The organism is Lentzea sp. NPDC004789, from assembly GCF_053601075.1.
In genome coordinates this window covers 1-1,864 of the sequence record NZ_JBSGBE010000051.1, presented here as the reverse complement: position 1 = coordinate 1,864, position 1,864 = coordinate 1, and the positions used below count along the sequence as shown (strand labels likewise).

The window sequence follows — 1,864 nt, the reverse complement described above, 5'->3', positions numbered from 1 at the left end:
CACCTGCGCTCGCCGGACGGATCGCGGCCGGTGGTGGCTGATGTCCAGCGCTACGCTCAGATTCAACCGGTCTACGACCTCACCATCGACGGCGTCCACACCTATCACGTTGTGATTGCTGGCACGCCCGTCCTCGTCCACAACTGCGGTCGTCAAGGCGATGTGCACCTGGATCTGTACTACAAGGAAGGTTGGGACTCGGATCAGATCATCGCCGCAGACGGCAAGGTCAGAGCCCTCGACGACATCGCTGCGACAGGTGACCTCAGCAAGACGACAGCCGAGCGGCTGGTGAAGGAGTCCGCAGCACAGCGGCTGCGAGACTCGGGTGTGACAGTTCCCGATGGGCATCACGGCGACCACCTGCGGGATCTTCAGCTCGGTGGTACGGATACCCTTGACAACCTTGTTCCGTTGGATGGCAGCGTGAACTCGAGTCTTGGTTCGCAGATCGCGGCTAGGCTCAGAAACCATCCCGTTGGTACTTCGATCTGCGGTGTTTCGATTCAGGGGAGATGTTGATGTTCGAACGCTTCGTCGCGGCGTACCCGTCAGACGGAGGTGATGCGTTGCCGCCCGTCAACATCGAGCCGCTCAGGCAGGTGCCAGGACTCGCTGAACTGGCCACCCTGGCCGCAGGGTGTTCGTTCGGAGGCGGCGTTCTCCGCGTGTTCACAGAGGATCAAGCGCGTCGTGCCCAGGTTCTCGTTAATGCGATGTTTCCGGACTGGGCAGTGAGGATCAGACCATTCGCGCAAGACTGGCTGGGCCGCCAGTATGTGCTGGATCTGCGCAGGGGGGGCATGCTGCTCCTGTTGGAGCCTGGGTCGGGCAAGGTCTACGAGCTCGACGAGAAAATCCCGGAGCTGTTCGACCAGTGCATGGTTGACGAACCGGATCTCTTCCTCGCCCTGGACTTGTTCAACGCGTGGCGCGATGTCCATCCAAATGAGGTTCCTGTCGGCAAGTGCGTGGGCTTCAAGAGGCCGCTGTTCCTTGGCGGTCACAGTGAGGTAGACAACCTCGAGGTCATTGACGAGGACGTTTACTGGTCGATTCACGGGCAACTGTGGGCCCAGACCAAGGATCTGCCACCGGGCACCTCGATCGGCGGTGTCCAGATCAGCTGAAGGTGGTTGGCCTGCAGAGGGCGACGGCTCCTGGAGTCGTCGCCCTCTGACATCTCGGGCGCTATGACCAGCCTGTGTATCCGCATTGCAAGGCATGCTCCCGACAACAGGGCGACGTCGTGTGAAAGCTCGTCAAGGAGTATTATCACTTCCCGGTGCTGAGTACAGGGCAGTAGGAGAATTAGATGATGCTCTTCGCCTCATGTACAACCAGGTTCGCGCACGGCCTTGTTGTAGCCGCCGCGCCTGAAAGTGTCGATGCGCATGAAGACTGGGATTCGGTGGCTGATATCGTTCACGGCGGCCCGGACTCGTTGTACATTTCTGTCCGGCAAGCCGCGAGTGGCCCTGTCACAATTCAATGCGTTCAGGGGCCGTATCAGCCAGACGGGAAGGTTGTCGTCTACTCGGGGCGTTTGACTCTTCCCAAGGCATCACTTGAGATTTCGGATCCGAATGAGTCGGTACGGCTGCTCATTCCTGTACCGAATGTGGAGAACCGGGTCGAAGTGTACGGGGATGGCACCGATGAGCCTGACGAGGTGGTAATCGTGTTGACGGGCGACGAGTCCTGGTAATTCGGAGTATCAACAGGCGGAGATGTCGTAGGCACCGGGAGGACGGAACTCGCAGGCTGGTGCGCACGATCGCGGATCGGGAAACAACGACCGCGAACGTGATCGCTGACCGCAACTACAGCTATGACGCGTCCGGCAACATCAACCGCGTCGCTG

3 protein-coding genes are annotated in these 1,864 nt (G+C 59.9%); all 3 read left to right on the top strand.

The window, feature by feature from the left end:
- The coding region (locus ACWEIJ_RS45950) for a hypothetical protein (protein ID WP_449843617.1) at window positions 1-522 on the top strand (522 nt) is incomplete at its 5' end.
- Window positions 522-1,130 carry a hypothetical protein gene (locus tag ACWEIJ_RS45945; protein WP_449843616.1) on the top strand — a complete coding sequence of 203 codons (609 nt, stop codon included), beginning with the start codon at window positions 522-524 and terminating at the stop codon, window positions 1,128-1,130. The genes ACWEIJ_RS45950 and ACWEIJ_RS45945, both read left to right, overlap by 1 nt.
- Window positions 1,131-1,315: 185 nt before the next feature.
- Window positions 1,316-1,708, top strand: a complete 393-nt coding sequence (locus ACWEIJ_RS45940) for a hypothetical protein (RefSeq protein ID WP_449843615.1) — start codon at window positions 1,316-1,318, stop codon at window positions 1,706-1,708.
- Window positions 1,709-1,864: the final 156 nt, after the last annotated feature.

Bases quoted from the DNA above. Each gene is read 5' to 3' on its own strand.
- ACWEIJ_RS45945 (WP_449843616.1), top strand. From the start codon at position 522: ATGTTCGAACGCTTCGTCGCGGCGTACCCGTCAGACGGAGGTGATGCG.
- ACWEIJ_RS45940 (WP_449843615.1), top strand. From the start codon at position 1,316: ATGATGCTCTTCGCCTCATGTACAACCAGGTTCGCGCACGGCCTTGTT.